Source organism: Agrobacterium tumefaciens, assembly GCF_031801495.1.
GTDB lineage: Bacteria > Pseudomonadota > Alphaproteobacteria > Rhizobiales > Rhizobiaceae > Agrobacterium > Agrobacterium tumefaciens_K.
The window spans coordinates 2,536,609-2,551,653 of the sequence record NZ_JAOEGC010000002.1 but is presented as its reverse complement, the minus strand read 5'-3'; the positions used below and the strand labels follow the sequence as shown (position 1 = coordinate 2,551,653).

17 protein-coding genes are annotated in these 15,045 nt (G+C 58.6%); 8 read left to right on the top strand and 9 right to left on the bottom strand.

What is annotated here, in order from left to right; translation table 11 throughout:
• Window positions 1-29: 29 nt before the first annotated feature.
• Window positions 30-770: a transporter substrate-binding domain-containing protein gene (locus N7578_RS21720; protein WP_422646738.1), complete on the bottom strand. Its 741-nt coding sequence runs from the start codon at window positions 768-770 to the stop codon at window positions 30-32.
• Window positions 771-951: 181 nt separating this feature from the next.
• The gene (gene rplS / locus N7578_RS21715; protein ID WP_311112284.1) at window positions 952-1,491 is read right to left on the bottom strand and encodes a 50S ribosomal protein L19; all 540 of its coding nucleotides are present in this window, start codon (window positions 1,489-1,491) and stop codon (window positions 952-954) included.
• Between the two features lie 267 nt (window positions 1,492-1,758).
• Here rplS and N7578_RS21710 point away from each other — a divergent pair, with 267 nt between their 5' ends.
• Window positions 1,759-2,505 carry a sulfite exporter TauE/SafE family protein gene (locus tag N7578_RS21710; RefSeq protein ID WP_311112283.1) on the top strand — a complete coding sequence of 249 codons (747 nt, stop codon included), beginning with the start codon at window positions 1,759-1,761 and terminating at the stop codon, window positions 2,503-2,505.
• Here the strand turns inward: N7578_RS21710 and trmD are convergent.
• The 5 genes from trmD to ffh all read right to left on the bottom strand — a co-directional run bounded on the left by trmD (window position 2,487) and on the right by ffh (window position 6,183).
• Window positions 2,487-3,188 carry a tRNA (guanosine(37)-N1)-methyltransferase TrmD gene (gene trmD, locus N7578_RS21705; protein ID WP_311112282.1) on the bottom strand — a complete coding sequence of 234 codons (702 nt, stop codon included), beginning with the start codon at window positions 3,186-3,188 and terminating at the stop codon, window positions 2,487-2,489. The two genes, N7578_RS21710 and trmD, sit on opposite strands and share 19 nt — an antisense overlap.
• Before the next feature lie 3 nt (window positions 3,189-3,191).
• Window positions 3,192-3,758, bottom strand: coding sequence for a ribosome maturation factor RimM (gene rimM / locus N7578_RS21700; RefSeq protein WP_311112281.1), 567 nt, complete (start codon window positions 3,756-3,758; stop codon window positions 3,192-3,194).
• A gap of 120 nt (window positions 3,759-3,878) precedes the next feature.
• Entirely contained in the window at window positions 3,879-4,256 is a 378-nt protein-coding gene (rpsP, locus tag N7578_RS21695) for a 30S ribosomal protein S16 (RefSeq protein ID WP_311112280.1), read from the bottom strand.
• A 32-nt stretch (window positions 4,257-4,288) separates the two neighbouring features.
• Window positions 4,289-4,606, bottom strand: a complete 318-nt coding sequence (locus tag N7578_RS21690; protein ID WP_311112279.1) for a chorismate mutase — start codon at window positions 4,604-4,606, stop codon at window positions 4,289-4,291.
• Window positions 4,607-4,614: 8 nt separating this feature from the next.
• Complete coding sequence (gene ffh, locus N7578_RS21685; RefSeq protein WP_311112278.1) at window positions 4,615-6,183, bottom strand: signal recognition particle protein; 1,569 nt, start codon at window positions 6,181-6,183, stop codon at window positions 4,615-4,617.
• 327 nt (window positions 6,184-6,510) lie between these two features.
• Here ffh and N7578_RS21680 point away from each other — a divergent pair, with 327 nt between their 5' ends.
• The 7 genes from N7578_RS21680 to N7578_RS21650 all read left to right on the top strand — a co-directional run bounded on the left by N7578_RS21680 (window position 6,511) and on the right by N7578_RS21650 (window position 14,252).
• Entirely contained in the window at window positions 6,511-7,584 is a 1,074-nt protein-coding gene (locus N7578_RS21680) for an MBL fold metallo-hydrolase (RefSeq protein ID WP_311112583.1), read from the top strand.
• Between the two features lie 457 nt (window positions 7,585-8,041).
• Window positions 8,042-8,956 carry a diaminopimelate epimerase gene (gene dapF, locus N7578_RS21675; RefSeq protein ID WP_311112277.1) on the top strand — a complete coding sequence of 305 codons (915 nt, stop codon included), beginning with the start codon at window positions 8,042-8,044 and terminating at the stop codon, window positions 8,954-8,956.
• Entirely contained in the window at window positions 8,953-10,227 is a 1,275-nt protein-coding gene (gene mtaB, locus N7578_RS21670; protein WP_311112276.1) for a tRNA (N(6)-L-threonylcarbamoyladenosine(37)-C(2))-methylthiotransferase MtaB, read from the top strand. Before dapF ends, mtaB begins: the two co-directional genes overlap by 4 nt.
• Before the next feature lie 24 nt (window positions 10,228-10,251).
• Entirely contained in the window at window positions 10,252-11,697 is a 1,446-nt protein-coding gene (gene ftsY / locus N7578_RS21665) for a signal recognition particle-docking protein FtsY (RefSeq protein ID WP_311112275.1), read from the top strand.
• 2 nt (window positions 11,698-11,699) lie between these two features.
• Window positions 11,700-12,350, top strand: coding sequence for a septation protein A (locus tag N7578_RS21660; protein ID WP_311112274.1), 651 nt, complete (start codon window positions 11,700-11,702; stop codon window positions 12,348-12,350).
• Entirely contained in the window at window positions 12,347-12,943 is a 597-nt protein-coding gene (locus N7578_RS21655) for a DUF2585 domain-containing protein (protein WP_311112273.1), read from the top strand. The genes N7578_RS21660 and N7578_RS21655 overlap by 4 nt, the downstream gene beginning before the upstream one ends.
• Before the next feature lie 124 nt (window positions 12,944-13,067).
• A complete protein-coding gene (locus N7578_RS21650) occupies window positions 13,068-14,252 on the top strand; it encodes a GGDEF domain-containing protein (RefSeq protein WP_311112272.1) in 1,185 nt (394 codons plus the stop codon).
• A 21-nt stretch (window positions 14,253-14,273) separates the two neighbouring features.
• On the opposite strand, the gene N7578_RS21645 is transcribed toward N7578_RS21650, so the two are convergent.
• On the bottom strand, window positions 14,274-14,873 hold the full coding sequence (locus tag N7578_RS21645; RefSeq protein ID WP_311112271.1) for a DsbE family thiol:disulfide interchange protein: 600 nt from the start codon (window positions 14,871-14,873) through the stop codon (window positions 14,274-14,276).
• A complete protein-coding gene (gene ccmD / locus N7578_RS21640; RefSeq protein WP_311112270.1) occupies window positions 14,870-15,043 on the bottom strand; it encodes a heme exporter protein CcmD in 174 nt (57 codons plus the stop codon). Before ccmD ends, N7578_RS21645 begins: the two co-directional genes overlap by 4 nt.
• Window positions 15,044-15,045 lie beyond the last annotated feature (2 nt).

Genomic DNA, 15,045 nt, shown 5'->3' with positions numbered 1-15,045 from the left:
GTCATCCCTTCAGGCGCTGCGATAGCGGATCATTCGCCGAGCTTGTAGTCGAGGAACCATTTCTTATCGAGAGCGGCAAAAGTACCGTCAGCCTTCAGTGCGGCAATGGCCGCGTTGACCGGGACGACGAGGTCCGAGCCCTTCTTGAAGATAAAACCGAAGTCATCGCCCCCCAAGGGTTCACCAATCAGTTTCAGCGTGCCGTTTGAGGCGTCAATATATCCCTTGCCCGCCACGCCGTCCGTCAGCACCAGATCGACATCGCCGGTCTTCAATGCCTGCACGGAGGCGCCAAACGTTTCCACGAGCTTGACGCGGGGGTTCTGCTCGTTGCCGTCAAGAATGTCATAGACAGCGGTGTAGAAGGGTGTCGTGCCCGCCTGCGCGCCGACCAACCCCTTTTCGAAGGTGGCAAAGCTCTTTGCATCGGTAAACCGTGTTTCGTCGGCTCGAACCAACATGAACATTTCCGAGCGCATGTAGGCATTCGAGAAATCGACTTTTTGCTTGCGCTCCTCCTTGATGCTGATGCCGGTCATGCCGATGTCGTATTGCCCATCGGACACGGCCTGGATCATCGCATCCCATGAGATGTTGCGGTATTCGAGCTTGAAGTTCAGCCGTTCGGCTATCTCCTTCATGGCATCGTATTCCCACCCGACCGCCGTGCCGGATTTCGGATCGATGAATTGCAGCGGCGGGTAGGCATTTTCCGTCACCACGACGACCGTGCGTTCCTTGAGGTCCGGCAAATCGGCCGCCTGCACCATGATGGGGGTGGCGCTCAAGGCAGCTAGGGTAGCGAGGAACAGGCGTCTTGTTGTCACGGAAATCTCCTGAAAGGGTTTTTCCGAAGATGCCTGCTTGGAGACATTAGGGCAAGTAACGGAAAGGCAACAAAAAAGGCGGTCCAAAGACCGCCTTTTCGATAAGTCCGCGTAAACGGAAATCTTATTCCGCTGCGCCTTCAGCAGCCTTTGCTGCTTCTTCGGCTGCCTTTGCTTCAGCGGCTTCTGCTGCTGCCTTTTCGGCGGCCAGAGCCTGTGCTGCTGCAACCTTTTCAGCTTCCAGACGTGCCTTTTCTTCGGCAACTGCCTGACGCTCGGCTTCGTTCAGCTTGCGAGCGCGCGTACCGGTGTTTTCAACGATACGAGCAGACTTGCCGCGACGGTCGCGCAGGTAGTAGAGCTTCGCGCGGCGAACCTTACCACGGCGAACGATTTCAACGCCTTCGACCAGCGGGGAGTAAACCGGGAATACGCGCTCGACGCCTTCGCCGTAGGAGATCTTGCGAACGGTGAAGTTCTCGTTCAGGCCGCCGCCGGAACGGGCGATGACAACGCCTTCGTAAGCCTGTACGCGCGTACGGTTACCTTCGGTAACGCGAACGTTGACGCGAACGGTGTCACCCGGAGAAAACTCAGGCAGGGTGCGCTTTGCTTCGATCTTGGCGGCCTGTTCGGCTTCCAGCTGCTGAATGATATTGGTCATGTTAACCTCTGATTTCTTCTGAAACAGCCAGAGCGCTCAACATCTCATCCTTCGGTCAACAGCCTCGGGATCGTGCCTTGCGGCAGGAGCGGGTTCGCCATTCTTTGCTTGCGGTTAAGGGATCTTTCCCATTTCCACGCGGGCAAATACACGAGGAAGCGTCGTTTGTCATCCCTTTCATGACAATATTTTATCATTCGCTTACTCGTGGAGGCGATTGCCGGGGTGACGCTTCCCCGCTATGGCATGGGGACCTTGGGAGGGGCCATGTCCATTTATATCGTTTTCATGCTTTTCGCGACCGGTTTTCTGTCTGGCGTGGTGAATGCCATTGCCGGTGGCGGCACGTTCCTGACCTTCGGAGCGATGACGCTTGCCGGTCTGCCGCCCATCGTCGCCAATGCGACCTCGGCGATCGTGCAGTTTCCCGGCTACATCACATCGGTGATTGCCTATGGGCCGGAGATCCAGAAACACTGGCGCGAGGCGATCCTGCTGTCGGCTGTCTCCGTCGTTGGCGGTCTGGCAGGCGCACTTGTTCTCCTGTCGCTTGACAATCCGTCATTCCGCCAGCTCGTGCCGTGGCTTCTGCTGGCAGCGACTGCCGTTTTCGCGGCCGGTCCCTGGTTGCGGCCGAAATCGAGCGCGGAGCGCTCTCCGGGCAATCTGCCGAGCCTTTTCTTTCAAGGGCTGGCATCCATCTATGGTGGTTTCTTCGGGGCGGGCATGGGCATCATGATGCTTGCCATCCTCGGCGTTACCTCTGGCGGCAGCTACCATCACCTCAATGCGCTGAAAAACCTGCTGTCGGTGGTGATTGCCATTATCGCCATCACGATCTTCGTCAGCGGTGGTGTCGTCTCATGGTGGGCTGCCCTCATCATGTTCCCGGCAGCCGCACTGGGCGGTTATGTTGGCGTTCATGCCGCCAGACGGGTGCCGCAATGGGTCATCCGCTGGCTGGTCATCACGGTAGGGCTGGTGCTGACCGCCTATTACTTCCTGTCGGCCTGAGCGGGCTTCCGTATCAGGTCCGGGCGGCGTTCCTTTGTCAGGGCAAGCGCCTGTTGGTGGCGCCATTTATCGATGGCGGCATGATTGCCGGAGGTCAAAACGGCAGGAATATCGCGCCCTTCCCAGACCTGCGGGCGGGTGTAATGGGGATGCTCGAGCAGTCCGCCTTCGAAACTTTCATGAACACCGGAGAGGTCGTTGCCCATAACGCCTGGCAAGATCCGCACGATTGCGTCCAGAAGCGTCAAGGCTGCCGGTTCGCCGCCTGAAAGGATGTAATCGCCGATGCAGACCTCTTCGAGATCGCGGGCATCGATCACACGCTGATCGACGCCTTCGAAGCGTCCGCAAACGATGATGACGCCATCACCTGCGGCCAGTTCACGGACGCGCTCCTGCGTCAGCGGCTTGCCACGCGGGCTCATCAGCAGGCGCGGGCGTGTATCGCCTTCCGACACGTGGTCGATGGCGGCGGACAGAACATCCGGCTTCAACACCATGCCGGCACCGCCGCCGGCAGGCGTGTCGTCCACGCTCCGGTGTCTGTCCGTTGCAAACTCGCGGATCTGTACAGGCTCCAGCGACCACTGCCCCTTGTCCAGAGCCTTGCCCGCCAGCGAATATGCCAGATGGCCCGGAAACATTTCCGGGTAAAGCGTCAGTACGGTCGCCTTGAAGGTCATGGATTATTTCTTGCCGAAGGGCGAAACGCCGGTTTCGTCCTTGTCGTCAGGGTTTTCGATCAGGCCGGCAGCCATTGGATCGATAAGGATTTTCCCGCCTTCAAGGTCGATTTCGAGAACGGCCGCCTCTGAAAAGGGGATCAAGGTGGGGCGACGCCCGGCACCTTTCAGCTCAAGAAGGTCACCCGCACCGAAGTCGAAGACGGCACTGATGGCGCCATAGCTGTTGCCATCCGCGTCCACGGCTTCCAGACCCTCGAGGTCGGCATAATAAAATTCGTCGTCATCCAGCTCGTCATCGGGCAGGTTGTCACGGTCAACGAACAGCTCCAGCCCGTTCAGGGCTTCGGCGGCATTGCGGTCGTTGACGCCCCTGAAGCGGACGACCACGACATTCTTGCCTTCGCGAACTTCCAGAATTTCGAAGACACGGCCATCGGCGCTGATCAGATTGCCATAGTCGCCAAGCGCCATGGGATCTTCCGTATAGGAACTCACCCGCACCTCGCCGCGCAAACCTTGCGCGCCGCCAATCTTTGCCATGAGAACCGGGTTTTCCAGCTTTGCCATCGGGCCGTCCGTCTTCTGGTGTTTATCGTGTTCGGTTTATGGCGCGTTTTCATCACAATAAACCAAAAACGGGCGGCGCGGTAAACCACGCCACCCGCTCTTCAAGCGATTGCTTGCGGATTATTCCGCAGCAGAAGCTTCTGCGGCAGCAGCAGCGGCATCTTCAGCCTTCTGCTTCTTCTCGGCAACGCGCTCGAGAGCGCGCTTGCCCGGCTTTGCCTTCTCAGGGTTGTTGCGAGCGTCGCGCTGAGCGATGCCAGCTTCTGCGAGGAAGCGCAGAACGCGGTCGGTCGGCTGTGCGCCCTTGCCGAGCCATTCCTTGATGAGTTCAACCTTCAGCTCGATACGCTGCGGGTTGTCCTTGGCAAGCATCGGGTTCCAGGAGCCGACCTTCTCGAGGAAACGGCCGTCGCGTGGCGAACGGGCGTCAGCAACAACGATCTGGTAGTACGGGCGCTTCTTGGAACCACCGCGTGCGAGACGAATTTTCAGTGCCATGTTATTTCTCCTTAGAATGGCTTGCCCGCCGGTCAGGCGGTCTTTTCTGTGCCGTTGTGTTCAGCGGCAATTGCTTCATGATGCCGGATGACTTCCTTGATGATGAAGTTCAGGAACTTCTCGGCGAAATCCGGGTCCAGATTGGCGTCCTTGGCCAGACGGCGAAGGCGTTCGATCTGGTATTCCTCGCGCGCCGGGTCTGCCGGCGGCAATTCGTATCTGGCTTTCAGAACGCCGACCGCTTTCGTGCAGCGGAAACGTTCGGCCAGTATGTGGACCAGTGCGGCATCGATGTTGTCGATGGACTGGCGGTATTCGGAGAGCTGTTCTTTCACTTCGGCATTGGTCATGGTCGCCCTCACTTCTTCTTGCCAAAACCGGGCAGACCGGGGAGTCCACCAAGGCCGGGCAGCTTTGCGCCGCCAAGACCGGGGAGGCCACCCGGAAGGCCGCCAAGGCCCGGAGGCATCGCACCCGGCTTGCCGAGGCCCGCTGCTTCCGCCTGCTTCTGAAGCGCTTCCAGCTGCTTGGGGTCGATGTTCGACAGGTCGGGCATGCCACCCATTCCGCCAAGACCCATCTTGCCTGCAAGGCCGCCCATCATCTGTTTCATGATGCCGCCCTTGCCCTTGCCGCCCATGGCTTTCATCATGTCGGCCATGCCGCGATGCATCTTGAGAAGCTTGTTGATTTCGGCGGCATCCGTGCCGGAACCGGCAGCGATGCGCTTCTTGCGGCTGTGTTTCAGGATATCCGGGTTGGCGCGCTCGGCCTTGGTCATCGAGGAGATGATGGCGATCTGGCGGTCGAACAACTTGTCGTTCAGACCGGCCGAAGCCATCTTGTCTTTCATGCCTGCCATGCCGGGCATCAGGCCCATGATGCCGCCCATGCCGCCCATCTTCTTCATCTGGGCAAGCTGGTCAGCCATGTCGTTCAGGTCGAACTTGCCCTTGGCCATCTTCTCGGCCATGGCGCGGGCTTTTTCGGCATCGATGTTTTCCGCGGCCTTCTCGACCAGCGAGACGATATCGCCCATGCCGAGAATACGGTCAGCAATACGGCGCGGATGGAACTCATCGAGTTCGCCCATGCGCTCGCCGGTGCCGATCAGCTTGATCGGCTTGCCGGTGACGGCGCGCATCGAAAGCGCCGCACCGCCTCGGCCATCGCCGTCCATACGGGTCAGAACGAGGCCGGTGATACCAACGCGCTCATCGAAATTACGAGCCAGATTGACGGCGTCCTGACCGGTCAGGCTGTCGGCGACCAGCAGGATTTCGTGCGGGTTGGCCTTCTTCTTGATGTCGGCCATTTCCATCATCAACGGTTCGTCGATGTGGGTACGGCCGGCCGTGTCGAGGATCACGACGTCATGGCCACCGAGCTTGGCAGCCTGCACGGCACGCGAAGCGATATCGGTCGGCGACTGTCCGGCGACGATCGGCAGCGTGTCGATGCCGGTCTGAACGCCAAGCTGTCTCAGCTGTTCCTGTGCGGCGGGACGGCGCGTGTCGAGAGATGCCATCAGCACCTTCTTCTTTTCGCGATCCGTGAGCCGTTTGGCGATCTTGCCGGTGGTCGTTGTTTTACCCGAACCCTGAAGACCCACCATCATGATGACGACGGGGGCGGCGGCGTGAAGGTCAATGGAAACGCCTTCGGTGCCGAGCATCTCGACAAGCTCGTCATGCACGATCTTGACGACCATCTGGCCGGGCTTGATGGATTTCAGGACGCTGGCGCCAACCGCCTTTTCGCGCACCTTGTCGGTAAAGGAGCGGACAACTTCGAGCGCCACGTCGGCTTCGAGAAGCGCACGGCGAACCTCGCGCAGAGCTGCGGAAACATCGGCTTCCGTCAGTGCGCCACGGCCGGTCAGTCCATTCAGAATGGAGCCAAGGCGGTCCTGGAGGCTTTCAAACATCGTCTTTTCCTTCTTCGTTCCGGGGTTTCCGAAACGTCGGTGCTTTTGCTGCCAAAAACAAGACGCAAAGCCAAAAAGCACCCGAGGGCGCATCGCGCTGTCGGGTGTTGACCTCCGGGATCTCTTTATACCTTTTCGGGTCCCGGTCGGCGGCTTGGAGTCTTGAAACTGCCAGCTAATCGGGGCGGATAAACAGGAAAGCGCAGTAAAAGTCAAGGCGCACGGGCATTTTAGCTTCAGCCCTGCCGAGTTGACGTCTTCGTGAAGATGGATTTGACAAACGTCATCCCGCTTGAACAGGCCCGTGAGGCTCCTTATAGCTTTAGCATGAAACGCCGAAACTTCTTTCGACTTGCCGCACTTGGCACGCTTGCTCTGGCTGGCGGCGGGCTTTTTGCGAGCCGTTCCAATGCCGGTGCCTATTATACCGGTCCTGTTTCCGACCACTTCGATGGCGTGCGTTTCTTCAATCCGGGTGGCGAGGCTCCGAACGGCTTTGCCGACCTCATGAAGTGGCGGTTCAATGGTCAGAAGGCCATTTGGCCCGAAACCTATCCCAGCCCCTTTCCGCTTGCGACACCGAGTGAGCGTGTAGCGGGCAAGGATCTGCGTGTGACCTTTGTCGGTCACGCCTCTTTCCTGATCCAGACGGCCGGGCTGAATATTCTTGCCGATCCCGTTTGGTCGGAGCGAACAAGCCCTTTCAGCTTCGCTGGCCCCAAGCGGGTCAATGCGCCCGGCATCCGGTTCGAGGATCTGCCGCCCATCGATCTGGTGCTCGTGACACACAATCACTACGACCATCTCGATCTCGAAACTCTGCACCGCCTGCATGTGGACCACAAGCCGCTGTTCGTCACGCCGCTCGGCAACGATGCAATCATCCGTACGAAGGTCCAGGCGGCTAAGATTTCAACCGGGGACTGGGGCGATGTGCTTGACGTCAGTCCCGACGTGAAAATTCACTTCGAGCCATGTCATCACTGGTCGGCACGCGGCCTGAATGATCGGCGCATGGCGCTCTGGGCAGCCTTTGTCATCGAGACGCCGGGCGGCAAGATCTACCACATCGGCGATACGGGTTTCCACAGCGGCCTCAATTATCATGCGGTTGCCAAGAAGCATGGCAGGTTCCGGCTCGCCAACCTGCCGTTCGGCGCTTACGAACCTCGCTGGTTCATGAAGGGACAGCACCAGAATCCGGCGGAAGCCGTCGAAGGCATGAAGATCTGTGGCGCGGCCTATGCCTGCGGCCACCATTGGGGCACGGTTCAGCTTACTGACGAAGCCATAGATGCGCCTATCATCGCTTTGAAGGCTGCGCTTGCCAAACAGGGCGTTGCGGAAGACCGTTTTCGCCCGATGCGTCCCGGCGAAGTGTTCGACCTGCCGATGGTTTGAGTCTCAAAAAGTTTTGCCTTGGTACTGCAAGACCGTGCAAAACCTCCCGAAAAAAGTATTCCACGACTGGTGGCGATCGACGTCATGCAATACGTCGCAACGCCATCGCAGCGGTTTCCATTTATTTCTTTTTGGTCGTGCTTTCGCTGGCTTTCACCTGTGACCCGAGTGTGGGTGGCGCGGATTTTGCCACCTTATCCTTCTTGGGTTTTCTGACTTCTTTGTTGCTTCGAAGTTGTCCCTTGGCCATAACATGGTCTCCCGGTTTTACTTCACAACTTAGCGGTCATATCATCTGGAAACGCAAGAGGTTTTGAGTGAGCGGCCGATTGGCGCAGCGGTTTGACCCCAACGCTCACTTCAATCATCACACACTGGTAATTCATCGCCATTTCCGCCATATAGGGGGCAAATGCGGCGCTTACACCGCATGATAGGCTCAGACAGGTTCAGGACGATGACGGATATGGTCGAATTTGCGAAGATGAACGGGCTTGGCAACAAGATCCTCGTTGTCGATATGCGCGGCCGTAAGGAGATGGTCACGCCTTCGGCGGCAATCGCATTGAATGCCGATCCGGCGACGCAGTTCGATCAGATCATGGCCATCCACGATCCGCGCACGAACGGCACGGACGCCTATATCGATATCCTGAATTGCGATGGCACGAAGGCGCAGGCCTGCGGCAACGGGACGCGCTGTGTCGTACAGGCTCTCGCCTCTGAAACGGGCAAGAAGGTTTTCACCTTCCAGACCGTGGCCGGCATTCTGAATGCCATCGAACATGACGACGGCATGATTTCCGTCGATATGGGAAGCCCACGTTTCGACTGGCAGGACATCCCGCTTTCTGAAGAGTTTCACGATACCAGCCGTATCGAACTGCAGATCGGGCCGATCGACAATCCCATCCTGCATTCGCCTGCCGTGATGTCCATGGGTAATCCGCACGCGGTGTTCTGGGTGGACCGTGATCCGATGAGCTTCGACCTCGAACGCATCGGGCCGCTTCTGGAAAACCATCCTATGTTTCCGGAAAAGGCAAATATCACGTTGGCGCAGGTTACCTCCGATGCATCATTGCGCACCCGTACCTGGGAACGTGGCGCGGGGCTGACGCTTGCCTGCGGTTCGGCTGCCTGTGCTGCGGGTGTTTCTGCTGCGCGCACCGGCCGCACTGGCCGCACTGTCACAATCGATGTTGCCTCGGCACCGATACGCGTTCCGCTGACCATCGAATGGCGCGAGGACAATCACGTCATCATGACCGGTCCCGCCGAGTGGGAATGGTCGGGGTCCGTCGATCCCGTTACCGGCACATGGAAGCGCGACGTCGCCAGCGGCGCCTGCTCCGAGCAGGGGGCGATATGAGCGGCGTCGAGGTCATCACCTTCGGCTGCCGTCTCAATACCTATGAATCGGAAGTGATGCGGGCCGAAGCTGAGAAGGCCGGGCTCAACAATGCCGTTCTCGTCAACACCTGTGCCGTGACCGGTGAAGCAGTGCGTCAGGCGCGTCAGGCTATCCGCCGTGCACGCCGGGACAACCCGCATGCGCGTATCATCGTGACCGGTTGTGCCGCGCAGACCGAAAAGCAGATCTTCGCCGAGATGCCGGAAGTGGATGCTGTGCTCGGCAACGAGGAAAAACTGAAAAGCGCATCCTATCGCGCGCTTCCCGATTTTGGCGTTTCGGCGGAAGAGAAGCTGCGCGTCAACGATATCATGAGCATCAAGGCCACTGCTCCGCAGATGGTCAAGCACATCGACGGGCATGTGCGCGCTTTCATTCAGGTGCAGAACGGCTGCGACCACCGCTGCACCTTCTGCATCATTCCCTACGGGCGAGGCAATTCCCGTTCGGTTCCCATGGGCGCGGTGGTGGAGCAGGCCCGCAAGCTGACGGAAAGCGGTTATCGCGAGATTGTTCTGACCGGGGTGGATGCCACGAGCTACGGTGCGGATCTGCCAGGAGAGCCGTCGCTTGGATATCTGGCCAAGACGCTATTGAAGCAGGTGCCGGACATCCTGCGACTGCGGCTGTCGTCCATAGACAGCATCGAGGCTGACAGGCATTTGCTGGACCTGATCGCCGACGAACCGCGTTTCATGCCGCATCTGCATCTGTCGCTTCAACACGGCGATGACATGATCCTGAAGCGCATGAAGCGCCGCCATCTGCGCGACGATGCCATCCGTTTCTGTCATGAGGTGCGGCGCTTGCGCCCCGATATCGCCTTCGGGGCGGATATGATCGCCGGTTTTCCGACCGAAACCGATGAGATGGCGGAGAACGCCGCGACACTGGCGGAAGAATGTGGCATTTCCAGCCTGCATGTTTTCCCCTACAGCCCGCGCCCGGGCACGCCCGCGGCCCGCATGCCGCAGCTTGACCGCGCGCTTGTGAAGGAGCGGGCCGCCAGGCTGCGTGTGCGCGGCGAGGCGCTGAAGCTTGCGCACCTCGAGACTATGGTCGGTTCGGTGCAGACTATCCTTGTCGAAAACAACGGTTTTGCCCATACCGACAATTTCACGCTTGTCGAAGCGCCAGCGCTTTTGCCCCGTACGCTTGCGCAGGTTGCTATTACGGGCCACAACGGCAAACATCTCAGCATGGAGCTCCGGGCGGCTGACGCTGCCTGACGCGGAACAAGACACGGAACAATCATGGCCCTTGGCTTCATCAAGAAAGTCTTTTCATTCGGCAAGGACAAGGCCGAGGCGGGTGACAAGCCGCATGACGATGCCGCGCTTGAGAAAGACGGCGAGCGCTCGGCCTTCGAGAACGCGCTTCATGAAGCCGAGGCGGTTGCTCCGCTTGCGGACGATCCGGTTCTCGCCGTGGAAATGGACACCGCAGGTGGGCCAGCGCCCGATGATGTGAGCGAGGCCGAGGCGGTTTCCGACGAGGAAGACGCTCCGCTTCTGCCGAATGCTTCCGAAGCCGGTGATATCGGTATTGTGCCGCTTTCGCTTCTCGAGGCGGAAGCCGAGGCCGAGGAAGAGGAAGCTGTTGCTGGTACAGGGGAAGCGCCGGTTGTCGTGGACGCCCCGCTCGACGAAGCGGTCATAGACAATCTGCTGGACGAGGCGGAAGCCGCCACGACAGACGATGTTTCTTCCGCGCCAGCCGTACTTCCGAAAGGATTTTCTTCGGCCAGTGAGCGTGTGGAGCCTGTCGAAGCTGCGCCAGCGCCCAAGCTGACGTGGTTCCAGCGTCTGCGCGCCGGTCTCGCCCGCACGTCGTCGCAACTCACCAGTCAAATCTCGGCCCTTTTCACCAAGCGCAAGCTGGATGAAGATACGCTGGATGAGCTGGAGGATCTGCTGATCCAGTCCGATCTTGGCGTCGAGACAGCGATGCGCATTACCGGAGCACTGTCGTCCGAGCGTTACGGCAAGGATGTCAGCGGCGAGGACGTGGCGCGCATCATGGCGGGCGAAATCACCAAGGTGCTGACGCCGGTGGCCAAACCGCTCGAACTCGATCTTTCCCACAAGCCGCACGTCATTCTCGTGGTGGGTGTCAATGGCACTGGCAAGACGACGACCATCGGCAAGCTGGCGGCCAAACTTTCCGGTTCGGGCCTCAAGGTTATGCTGGCGGCTGGCGATACCTTCCGTGCAGCCGCCATCGAGCAGCTGAAGATCTGGGCGGATCGTACGGGATCTGAATTCATTGGGACGAAACTTGGCGCGGATGCGGCCGGTCTTGCCTATGATGCCTATGAGCAGGCGCGGGCAAAGAAAAGCGACGTCCTCATCATAGACACGGCAGGCCGTCTGCAGAACAAGACGGAGCTGATGGCAGAGCTTGAAAAGATCGTGCGCGTGCTCGGCAAGCTCGATCCGGATGCGCCTCACACAGTTCTCCAGACGCTCGACGCGACGACCGGTCAGAACGCCATGAACCAGGTCGAAATTTTCCGCAACGTTGCGGGTGTTTCGGGCCTGATTATGACAAAATTGGATGGCACGGCACGGGGGGGTATCCTCGTTGCCATTGCTGCAAAACACAAGCTGCCGGTCTATTTCATTGGCGTAGGCGAAGGCGTGGACGATCTGGAGCCGTTTGAGGCGGAAGATTTCGCCAAGGCCATCGCGGGAGTTTGAGCATGGATATCGAAAGCAATTCCAAGGAAAGCGAAAAGATGGTGGCGGAGATCAGCCCGGTGCTGAAATTCGTACTTGAGCTAGGTCCGCTTCTGGTTTTCTTCTTTGCCAATTCGCGTGGCGAATGGCTCGCATCGCACTTCCCGGTTCTGACGGAATTCGGTGGGCCGATCTTCATCGCGACCGGCCTGTTCATGATCGCAACAGCGCTGGCGCTTTCCGTTTCATGGTTGCTGACGCGCAAGCTGCCGATCATGCCGCTGATTTCCGGCATCGTGGTTCTGGTCTTCGGCGCGCTGACGCTCTGGCTGCAGAACGATACCTTCATCAAGATGAAGCCGACAATCGTCAATGCGCTGTTCGGTGTCATTCTGCTCGGCGGGCTGTTCTTCGGGCAGTCACTGCTGGGTTATGTCTTCAACTCGGCTTTCAAGCTGACCGACGAGGGTTGGAGAAAGCTTACCTTCCGCTGGGGTTTCTTCTTCCTCTTCCTTGCCGTGCTCAATGAGGTGGTCTGGCGCGGCTTTTCCACCGACGCCTGGGTCGCTTTCAAGGTGTGGGGCACCATGCCGATCACGATCGTCTTCACCATGGCGCAGATGCCGCTTGTCATGCGTCATTCGCTCGAGCCGCTCAACAAGGACGAGAAATGACGATCGCCGAAATGCCGGTTTCCCGCTCGCGCACGCTGAAATGGTTCGGCGTTGCTGCTGGGCTTCTTCTTGCGCAGATCGCCATTCTTTATTTCATGGGCCGCATTCCCATCTGCGAATGCGGTTACGTCAAGCTGTTCGAACCCGGTGTGAACACGCCGGGTAATTCGCAGCATCTGGCTGACTGGTATACGCCGTCGCACATCATTCACGGCTTCCTGTTTTACGCGCTGGCCTGGTTCCTGTTCCGCAGGCAATCCTTTGCCATGCGGCTGTCGCTTGCGGTTCTCATCGAGGCGGCGTGGGAAATTCTCGAAAACTCGCCCATCATCATCGATCGCTACCGCACGGCAACCATGGCACTGGGATACACCGGCGACAGTATACTGAACTCTGCCATGGATACGGTTTTCATGGCGATGGGCTTTCTTTTTGCTGCTCGCGTTCCGGTCTGGCTGACGGTCATCATCGCCATTTTCTTCGAGATTTTTACCGGCTGGCTTATCCGTGACAACCTCACCCTCAACGTCATCATGCTGGTCTGGCCGGTTGACGCGATCAAGGAATGGCAGAACGCTCTTCCGCAAATGTGATCCGGAGAAGCTCTGCTCCGGGGCGAAAAGGGCCAGTTTTTCAAGGTAGCGGGAGATTTCCTTAACGGGTGCTTGGTAATTGTGCCGCTTGAAGACATCGGCTTTCAGTTCCCGGCAGAAGACGTTGGAAGATAATTTCGCCTACCTCCTTCCCTTTATCATGCTGACATTCGGCGTGATTTTCCTGTTCCTGCAGAGGAGTGGACACGAATCTGCGCTGTACTGGGGCGTAGGTTACCTCTCTGCGTCCGCCGGATTTGTTGCCCCACTTGCGCTCGGCTCCCTGCCATTCGAATTGCAGGCCATTCTCTCGAACCTCCTGTTCTTCTCCGCCTTCTTCTTTTACGGGCACGCCCTGCTGGTTCATTTCAGGTGTCCGACCCATACGAAGGCACGTCTGTCCATTGTCCTCGTCGCTTTTCTGCTCGTTTCTTTCCATGTCTTCGTCACACCCGATCTGAAACGTGAGTTGGTGATCGGCGATACGGTCGTTGCCATCTTGTTGGCCTGGCCTGTCTGGATGGTGCGAAAACGCGCACAGGTGTTGGCCGACAAGGCCTTGATGGCGGCTGCGTCTCTGGTGGTGCTCGAAACAATCATCAGGATTGTTGTGCTGATCGTGATGACCCCACATGGAACGATGGTCGAACTGGGAGAATTTTTCGAGTCCGACTACGCCTTCTACATGCAGGTTGCGGCCAGCATCTTCGGATTCCTGATGGCTCTTGCGGTTCTCGCCAGCCAGATATCGGTCGTCGTGGACAGGCATCTGCACGCTGCGGAACATGATCCCTTGACCAACCTTCTGAACCGGCGAGGATTCGAGCGGCGTGTTCCGGATTTTCGCGAAGGCGCGCCTTCCGGTGCGGTAATCGCCTGCGATATCGACCATTTCAAACAGATCAACGACCATTTCGGACATGCTGCCGGTGATATCGTCCTGATCGGCCTTTCGGATTTGCTGAGGCGCAAGGTTCCTGAAAATGGTCTGGTTGCCCGTTTCGGCGGCGAGGAGTTTGTCGTTTTCCTGCCGGATTGCACCGCCGAGTCGGTGGGTTTCCTTGCAGAAGCCGCACGCGCCGAGCTGGCCGGGATGGACTGGACCAGCCGGGGCATTTCAACCCATATCACCGCAAGTTTTGGTGTATCGGCCGTCGCACGCGGTGATCATTCCATCCACGATGCCATCAAGCGCGCCGATGACAGCCTTTATGCCGCCAAGGGAGGCGGGCGAGATCGGGTCATTCTGGAAGGTGGAAATCTACCCGCAACCGGTGCACCGGCCCTACGGATCATCTCCAACAAATGAGCGTCTGAAGAACGTCTTGGGTCACTTTTTGACGGCTGCTTCTATTGCCGGGAAAAGCCCCTGCTGAACGCTTTGCCCATCGAAGGGGCCGACCTTCTTATAAACGATCGTACCTTCGGCATCGACCAGATAACTTTCCGGAATGCCGTAAACGCCCCAGTCAATCGCCGCCTTGCCGTTGGGGTCTATACCGATCGCGGCATAGGGAGTGCCGAGTTCACCAAGAAAGCGCAGCGCGTTCTCGGATTTGTCCTTGTAGTTGATACCGACTATGTTGATGCGGCCGTCTTTTGCCAGTTCCTCCAGAATGGGATGTTCCTGCCGGCACGGAATGCACCACGAGGCGAAGACATTCACGAGCGTCAGCTTGCCCTTGACGGCGGCATCGGTCAGAGCCGGAAGGTTTGCTCCCTCCAGTGGCGGCAGTGACAGCGGCGGGGCTTTCGTGCCGATCAGTGCGGATGGAATGGCGCTGACATCCAGCCCGTTGACATCCTGATCGTAGAGCATCTTGCCCGCCACAAGCGCAAAGCCGCCGAACAGCACAAGTGGAACAAGCGCCATGATGTAGCGCGATCGGCTTTTGGGTTGTGGTTCTGTGTTCCGATCGATGCCGCTCATGGTGTGTCGCCGCCCGATGCGACTTTCGGCCTGCGGCGAACACCGGCGGCTTCCAGTTCCTTCAATTCACGCCGGCGTCCCCGTCCATCCACAATCACCCAGATAATAAGGGCAAGAACTACAAGGCCGGTCGCGGCATAGGACATGCCGATATAGAACGTATGCGTCATCG